Source organism: Micromonospora parastrephiae (assembly GCF_016802865.1).
Taxonomy (GTDB): domain Bacteria; phylum Actinomycetota; class Actinomycetes; order Mycobacteriales; family Micromonosporaceae; genus Micromonospora; species Micromonospora parastrephiae.
Genome location: NZ_JAEVHM010000241.1, coordinates 1 through 6,793, shown reverse-complemented (window position 1 = coordinate 6,793; position 6,793 = coordinate 1). Strand labels below are relative to the sequence as shown.

The 6,793-nt window shown below is 71.1% G+C and carries 5 protein-coding genes and 2 pseudogenes; 1 reads left to right on the top strand and 6 read right to left on the bottom strand.

The features are described 5' to 3' along the window. Nucleotides 1-137 precede the first annotated feature (137 nt). Entirely contained in the window at nt 138-503 is a 366-nt protein-coding gene (locus tag JNW91_RS28170; protein ID WP_203178503.1) for a DUF3499 domain-containing protein, read from the bottom strand. A 153-nt stretch (nt 504-656) separates the two neighbouring features. Between JNW91_RS28170 and JNW91_RS28165 the strand changes: the two are divergent. Further along, a pseudogene (locus JNW91_RS28165) lies at nt 657-1,105 on the top strand (metallopeptidase family protein). 78 nt (nt 1,106-1,183) lie between these two features. Here the strand turns inward: JNW91_RS28165 and JNW91_RS28160 are convergent. The 5 genes and pseudogenes from JNW91_RS28160 to JNW91_RS28140 form a co-directional block, all read right to left on the bottom strand. Then, nucleotides 1,184-1,440 (bottom strand): annotated as a pseudogene (locus JNW91_RS28160) (WhiB family transcriptional regulator). Nucleotides 1,441-1,904: 464 nt separating this feature from the next. Further along, nucleotides 1,905-2,234: a phospholipase gene (locus JNW91_RS28155; protein ID WP_203178502.1), complete on the bottom strand. Its 330-nt coding sequence runs from the start codon at nt 2,232-2,234 to the stop codon at nt 1,905-1,907. Between the two features lie 18 nt (nt 2,235-2,252). Then, nucleotides 2,253-3,647, bottom strand: coding sequence for a DUF4331 domain-containing protein (locus JNW91_RS28150; RefSeq protein ID WP_203178500.1), 1,395 nt, complete (start codon nt 3,645-3,647; stop codon nt 2,253-2,255). A 51-nt stretch (nt 3,648-3,698) separates the two neighbouring features. Then, complete coding sequence (locus JNW91_RS28145; protein WP_203178498.1) at nt 3,699-3,977, bottom strand: hypothetical protein; 279 nt, start codon at nt 3,975-3,977, stop codon at nt 3,699-3,701. Between the two features lie 161 nt (nt 3,978-4,138). Beyond that, a complete protein-coding gene (locus tag JNW91_RS28140) occupies nt 4,139-6,649 on the bottom strand; it encodes a bifunctional FO biosynthesis protein CofGH (protein ID WP_203178496.1) in 2,511 nt (836 codons plus the stop codon). Nucleotides 6,650-6,793 lie beyond the last annotated feature (144 nt).

Genomic DNA, 6,793 nt, shown 5'->3' with positions numbered 1-6,793 from the left:
CCCCCACCCCACCCCACCCTGTTGATCATGAAGTTATTGCCGTGACACGCCGAGGCGGAGGGCAATACTTATGATCGACGCCAAGAGGCCGGGGGTCGGGAGCCGGGAGGCCGGGGGTCGGGAGCCGGGCTGCGCGGTTAGTGGTTGGGGGGGATTACTCGGAGGTGGCCTCGCCGGCCCGTCTGGTGGGGATTGTCGTGTTTCTGGTCGGGCTCCGGAGGGCGCGGGGCAGGGCGGGCGGCCTCACGGACCGCTTCGGCCAGCGCGACCAGGTCGTCGGTCGTGGGCGGCGGAGGCTCGAACTCGCCCTCGTGCCGGACCACGTCCCAGCCCCGGGGGGCGGTGAGGCTGCGGGCGTGCGGCTCACACAGGTCGTACGTGTGCGGCTCGGCGAACGCGGCCAGCGGGCCCACCACCGCCGTCGACTCGTTGTAGACATAGGTCAATGTGGCGACCGCTTGCCGGGGGCAGCCGTTACGGGAGCAGCGCCGTGGTGACCTCACGGCGGCAGGGTATCTCCATTACCGGGTCCGGCGCATCGCTTCGCGTTCCGACACGCCCGTCGTGGTGATCACAATTCCCCGTCCCGGTACGCGCCGCGCCACGCGCGCGGCGCTGCCGCTGGCCAGCCCGGAGCGGGGGCTACCCTTTGCCTCATGACGAGTCCGGAACACCGCCGCCCCGGTGCCGGTCGGCGTGCGCACCGCGACCGGCACGGGCGCGGGCTACGCGGACGGCTGGTGCCGGCGACGGTGCCGCTGGCGCGCACCAAGGCGGAGGTCTTCGACGACCTGGTCCTGGACACCGTCGAGACGCTGGAACGGCGGTTCGCCAAGGAGCTGGCCGGCGTCGAGTTCGCGGTCGAGGATGTCCCACCGGACCTGAACGTCTACGACTCCGATGTGCTGGAGGACGGCGAGGTCCCGTTGGCCCGGCTGCTACCCGGCCGCCCGGGTCGGCAGGAGGTGCCGCCGCGGATCGTGCTGTACCGGCGGCCTCTGGAGTTCCGGGCGATGGACCGTGAGGACCTCGCGACCTCGTGCACGACGTGATCATCGAACAGGTGGCGAACCTGCTCGGGGTCGACCCCGACGAGCTGGCCTGAGCCGTCCCGTGCCGGGCCGGTCGGGCAGCCACGCCGGGGGCGAGTCGGGCGGCCCCCACCGCCCCGACTCCGCACCGCTCAGGCGACCCGCCGCTTCAACTTGCGCCGCTCCCGCTCCGAGAGCCCACCCCAGATGCCGAACCGCTCGTCGTGCCCGAGAGCGTATTCGAGGCATTCGGTCTTGACCTCGCAGCGCGAACAGATTCGCTTCGCCTCACGGGTCGAGCCGCCCTTCTCGGGAAAGAACGCCTCGGGGTCGGTCTGCGAGCACAGCGCCCGCTCCTGCCACTCCGGCGCGTTTCCGAGCAGGTCGCCACCTCAAGCTGGCCGTCCATCAAATGCCTCCTTGTCGCGCACCGGCGTCATCGCCGCTGCAACCCCCCACGCGAAAGGCGTGCTTGTCCGTCCGGTCCCGTTTTGTTGCGTTCCGTGCGAACAACCCCATTCAAATTACACGCGTGTAATGCGTGCGCCGTCAAGCCAAACTTGATAATGGAGTCGCCCTCCCGACACCCCCGGCCGACCACTCGGGCCGTCCAGCCTCGCAACCTGCCCTATCGATTCAGACCCCGGCCGAGTAACGCCCTCTCCGGCGAGTTGCCCGACTTTTCTGCCGTGGCGCGCCTCCGACGAGTCGCCGCCATGACGACGCCAGACACATCGGACGACCCCCTTCCATCAAGCTGATCTTGGTGGGGGACAGGTTAACGCGGCGCGGCGCAGACCGCCCGTCGAGCCGGGGACAGCGTTCGCGCCCCGTCCACATCGTGGACGCGCGACGGCAGAGATGACGGTGAGGTCAGCCGGTGACCCCGAAACCGCTGCTCGGCCAGACGAACTCGGTTATGACTCCACCATGGACGGACACTGTCCCGGCTGACGTATCCTCGTCCCACCAGATGGTATAAATGCCGGCGGGTAGATCCGGATAGACCGCACTGTGGAACGACCCGTCCCGCACCCGGCGCTCGCGCACCGCCGAGTGGACCCGCCGGTCATCGCCCCGACTGATCTCGATCTCCCGACCGTGCAGATCCCGGCCGGTGTACAGGATCAACGCACCGGTCTCACCGCCCAGTTCGAGGACGACGCTCCCGGTCTCCGACGGCCCGTACGCGTGCTCGTGCATCCGCCGCTCCCCCGCCGGTCAGGACGACGCCGACGGGTTGTTGAACCCGTCGTACGGCGTACCCAGATAGGGGAAGTTGCCGAGGAACGGCGCGGTCACGTCGGCGGCGCTCAACCCGGGGGTCACCGCGCCGGCTGCCGCGTCCGGACGGAACGTCTTGTCCACCAGCGGGACGGTCACCCCGGCGATCGCCCGCAACGCGATGCTGACCACGTCGTCGCCGACCCGCCGTCCGTTGGGGAAGCCGGCCAGGTCACCGCCGAGCACCCCGAACCGGTCCGGCTGGCGGGTCGGCGGGATCGCGGTGTTCAGCCGCAGCATGTCGGCCTGCACGTCGCCGGTGGCGTTGGTGAAACCGTCGATCAGACCGGCGGGTACGCCGGTGAGCAGAATCGCCACCAGGTCCGCGCGGGCCTTCTTCGCCTTGTTCAGCCTGTCCAGGTTGGGAAAGACGTCCGGGTACAGCGCCGGCAGCAGCGCCGCCAACTCGGGCTGCTCGACGAACCTCGCGAACCGCTTGTCCTCCGACGGCGGCAACGAGTTCCACAGGTCCTTCTTCGACATCGGCACGATGACCTCGTTGAACAGCGGATTGCCCAGCCGGGAGACCTGGGTGAACGGACCGGTCGACGTGTCCGCCGCGCCCCGGTCGCCGAGCACCCGGACCTGCCGACGTGACGCCGACGTCCAGACCCCGATCACCGATGCCTGGTCACCCGCCCCGTACCGGTTGGCGCGCCGACGCACCCGGCTCAGCGGCACCTGCACCGCGATGCTGTGCACGTTCATCCGGTCGGTGGCGTTGACCGGCTCCCCCTCGGCCTTGAAGATCTTCTTGCCGGCGACGTGCAACTGCTGGAACGGCCGCAGCGTGCCGAGGTCGAAGATCGCCCCCAGGTCGACGAAGAAGCCGTCCGCGCGCTGCCCCGCGAAGACCCGCTCCCCCGTGGAGAGCGAGTAGGTGGCCTGCCGGACCAGGTCGGCGTACTTCGGGGTGGACAGCGGGCCGACGTTGCACGGCGGGCAGGGCAACTTGTGGGCCAGCCGGTGCTCCCGGCCGTCGGCCACCCGGGTCAGGCTGTAGAACTGCCGGCGGTTCCAGTTCGCGCTGTCCAGCGAATCGATCGGACCGGTGTTGTAGAGGAAGCTGTTCGGGTTCGTGATCTCGGTGGTGAATTCGAAGCGGTAGGTGACATCCGGGCTGCCGTCACCGTCGTTGTCGATATGGATCTCGTACCGCACGTCGTCGCCGAACTCGAAGAAGTTCGGCCCCCCGGAGGGCAGCTGCAACGGCACGTAGTTGGCGATCAGCGTGACCGTGTCGGGCTTGTCGGGGCTGACGAAGGCGTACAGGTCGGAGCTGTCGGCGACCGGATCCTTGGCTATCTCCGGGGCCTCGCGGTGGGAAGACATGACGGACCAACCTCACTGGGCGGGGGCAGATGGCGGGAGTGGAGCGTCGGATCAGCGCCGGGCGGCGCGCCGCAGCCGGTCCGCCAGGCCGCGGTCACGCACCTCGATCCGGGACTCGCCGACAAAGACGTCCATCGTTCCGGAGGCGGCGTCACGCAGGTGCACGACGATCGGCTCGTCGGCCCGGCCGGCCGCGCCCGGGGCGTTCTGGGCGGCCGACAGACCCGGCACGGTGAGCGCGGCGGCACCGAGGGTGGCGCTGGCCGCGGCGGTCAACGTCTGTCGGCGGGTCAGTCGCGGCCAGGGCCGCTTCCGCTGATCACTGGTCATGGGCAACCTTTCCGGCTGCGGCGCGAACGCGCCCGCGGTGACGGACGGGTCCGGTGCCGTCTACCGACGCCGCCGGGCCCCTGGGGGACACCGGCGGCGATCCTCGCCGCGACCGCCGCCGGCACCGCTTGGTACGGCCGGCGGCGGGAAAAGGTTCGACCTCAGGGCCGGACGTGACCGTACGCGGTCGAACGCTTGCGCGCCGGCCGTCCGGCCGTCGTCGCGATGGCCCGCAACTGCTCCTCGGTACGCGCCGAGCCGTTGCCGGAACCGGCCATCCGGGAGATGGTCTCCTCCATCAACGTGCCGCCCAGGTCGTTGCAGCCGCCCTGGAGCATCGCCACCGTGCCCTCGTCGCCGAGCTTCACCCAGGAGCACTGGATGTTGTCGATCCGGCCGTGCAGCAGCAGCCGGGACATGGCGTGCACCACCCGGTTCTCCCGCCAGGTCGGCCCCGGACGGGCGATGCCGGCCAGATAGATGGGAGCGTTGGTGTGCACGAACGGCAGCGCCACGAACTCGGTGAACCCGCCGGTGCGGTCCTGCACCCCGGCCAGCACCCGGAAATGCGCCAGCCACTGCCCGGGGTGGTCGACGTGGCCGTACATCATCGTGGAGCTGGACCGGATGCCCAGCTCGTGGGCGGTGCTGACCACGTCGACCCAGGCGGCGGCCGGCAGTTTGCCCTTGGTCAACACCCAGCGCACGTCGTCGTCGAGGATCTCCGCGGCGGTGCCCGGGATGGTGTCCAGACCGGCCTCACGCAGTTGCGTCAGCCAGTCGCGCACCGGCACGCCCGCCTTCGCGGCGGCGGTGACGATCTCCATCGGGGAGAACGCGTGCACGTGCATCTCCGGCACCCGGGCCTTGATCGCGCGGACGATGTCCGCGTATCCGGTGACCGGCATCTTCGGGTCGATGCCGCCCTGGAGGCACACCTCGCTGGCACCGGCCGCCCACGCCTCCTCGGCCCGGTCGGCGACCTGCTCGACGGAGAGCCGGTACGCGTCGGCGTCGCGCTCGCGCTGGGCGAACGCGCAGAACCGGCAGCCCACGTAGCAGACGTTGCTGAAGTTGATGTTGCGGTTTACCACGTAGGTGACGTCGTCGCCGACGACGTCGCGGCGTACGTCGTCGGCGAGCCGGCACACCTCGTCGAGCGCCGGCCCGTCCGCCGCGAACAACGCCAGCGCCGCATCGGTGTTGCCCGGTTCCAGCAGCGCGGCCGGGTCGTCGGCGGCGAGCCGCAGCCCCGCACGCAGGTCGTGGTCGCCGGCGAGGGCGGCCGGCCCGGCGGTCACCTTCGTGGCCACCTCCGCCCAGTCCCCGTAGACGCTGTCGAAGTCACCGCGCCGGTCGTCGGTCCGGCCGGTGGTGTCGATGGTGGCGTGCAGGTCGGTCCGCCCACCGAACACCTCCTCGGGCTCCTGCCAGGGACGCCCCTGCGGCACGGCCGACTCGACCGCCATCCCGGAACCAGGCTCGGCCAGCGCGTTCACGTGCGGCAGCAGCCGAGGATCGAGCCACGGGTCGCCGGCGCGCACGTACTCCGGGTAGATGGTCAGCCGCTCCCGCAGCGTGAACCCGGCCAGCTCGGTGTGCCGGGCCAACTCCTCGATCTGCGGCCACGGACGTTCCGGGTTGACGTGGTCCGGGGTGAGCGGCGAGACACCGCCCCAGTCGTCGATGCCCGCGCGCAGCAGCAGGTCGTACTCGCCGGCGATGAGGTTCGGCGGCGCCTGGATCCGGGCCTTCGGGCCGAGCAGCAGCCGGGCCACCGCCACCGTGGCGGCCAGGTCGTGCAACTCCGCGTCGGGCATGCCGCGCATCGCCGTGTCCGGCTTGGCGCGGAAGTTCTGCACGATCACCTCCTGGAGGTGGCCGTACTCCCGGTGGGCGCGGCGGATCGCGAAGAACGCGTCCACCCGCTCGGCCGGCGTCTCACCGATGCCGATGAGGATGCCGGTGGTGAAGGGCACACCGACCCGCCCGGCGTCGTCGAGCACCCGCAGCCGGACCGCCGGCTCCTTGTCCGGCGAGCCGAAGTGCGGGCCGCCCGGCTCGGACCAGAGCCGGGTCGCGGTGGTCTCCAGCATCATGCCCATGCTCGGCGCGACCGGCTTGAGCCGTTGCAACTCCGACCAGGACAGCACGCCCGGGTTGAGGTGCGGCAGCAGCCCCGTCTCCTCCAGCACGGCGACCGCGCAGGCGCGCAGATAGTCCAGCGTGGAGTCGTAGCCCCGCTCGTCCAGCCAGCTCCGGGCCGCCGGCCACCGCTCCTCCGGCCGGTCACCGAGGGTGAACAGGGCTTCCTTGCAGCCCTGCGCGGCGCCGGCCCGCGCGATGGCCAGCACCTCGTCACGGTCGAGGAACGGCGCCGGCAGCCGGTGCGGCACCGTTGCGAACGTGCAGTAGTGGCAACGGTCCCGGCAGAGCCGGGTCAGCGGGATGAAAACCTTCTTGGAGTACGTGACCACGCCCGGCCGCCCGGCCTCGCGCAGCCCGGCGTCGCGGATCCCACCGGCCACCCGGAGCAGTTCGTCGAGGGCGTCACCGCGGGCGGAGAGCAGCGCGGTCGCCTCGTCGACGTCCAGTGCTCGCCCGGTCGCGGCCCGGCCCAGGGCCCGCCGCACGCTCGCCTCGCTCGGACCGGAGTGGGTGCGATCAACCATCCACTCAGCCTATGCGCAGCGCGAGCCCGCTCGACCGACCAGTGTCCGGGTGCGCGAAGCCGAGCAGGGCATGCGGGAGGAGGCTCGCCGTCGGGCCACCGAGGAGCGGCTACGCATCGCCCGTGAGTTGCACGACGCGCTCGG